Origin of the sequence: Anaeromyxobacter sp. SG64, from assembly GCF_022690745.1 — a bacterium.
GTDB lineage: Bacteria > Myxococcota > Myxococcia > Myxococcales > Anaeromyxobacteraceae > Anaeromyxobacter > Anaeromyxobacter soli.
This window is the reverse complement of sequence record NZ_JALCZB010000209.1, coordinates 1-894: the sequence shown is the minus strand read 5'-3', so window position 1 is coordinate 894 and position 894 is coordinate 1. Positions and strand designations below refer to the sequence as shown.

Below are 894 nucleotides of genomic sequence, written 5' to 3'. Positions count from 1 at the left end.
CGCCCTCGCCGGCTGCGTCGCGGCCGCGCGCGGCGACCGCGCCGCCGCCGAGCTGGACCTGCGCGTGGTCGTGCGGGCCGAGGTCGCGGGCGACGTCCCCGCCGAGGACGAGGCGCCCGCGCGCTTCCGGCTCGGGCTCGCCGCGGTCGCCGACGGCCGCGCCGACGACGGCATCCCCCACCTCGAGCGGGCCCTCTCGCTCGCGCCCTCCGATCCGCGCGCCGAGGCGGCCTGGGCCGCCGTCGCGGGCGGGCACGCTCGAGCGGAGGTCTTCGGCGCGCCGGACCCGCACGCGGACGCGAGCGGCACCACCGCCGAGGCGGGCGCGGAGGCGCTCGGTGACCCGGCCAGGTGGCTCGCCGACGTCGTGGACGCGCTCCCGCCGTTCGAGCTCGACCTCGCCGCCGCGACCGAGGCCGCCGTCCCGAGCCTGAGCCCGACGACGATTTCGCTCGAGACCGAGATCCCGACGGCGACCGCTCCCGAGGCGCCGGCAGGCGCCGGCTGGGAGGAGCTCGGGTTCCCGACCCCGACCCCGATTCCGACTGCGACCGCGACTGGGACCCCGACCGCAACCGCAACCGCAACCGCAACCGCAACCGCAACCGCGACCCCGACCGCGACCGCGACCGCGACCGCGACCCCGACCGCGACCCCGACCGCGACCCCGACCCCGACCCCGACCCCGACCCCGACCCCGACCCCGACCCCGACCCCGACCGCGACCCCGACCGCGACCGCGACCCCGACCGCGACGGAGGCGGCTCCCGGCACCGGCTGGGAGGATCTCGCGTTCGAGGCGGACGCGCTCGAGCCGCAGCTCGCCGCGAGCGAGGACGCCGAGCTTCCCGAGCTCGCGCACGACCTCGCGAGCGCGGCCGCGCTCGCCGCCCT

1 pseudogene is annotated in these 894 nt (G+C 79.9%); it reads left to right on the top strand.

Annotated elements, in window-relative coordinates:
* A pseudogene (locus MNZ29_RS24120) lies at positions 1-894 on the top strand (hypothetical protein); the annotation flags it as partial.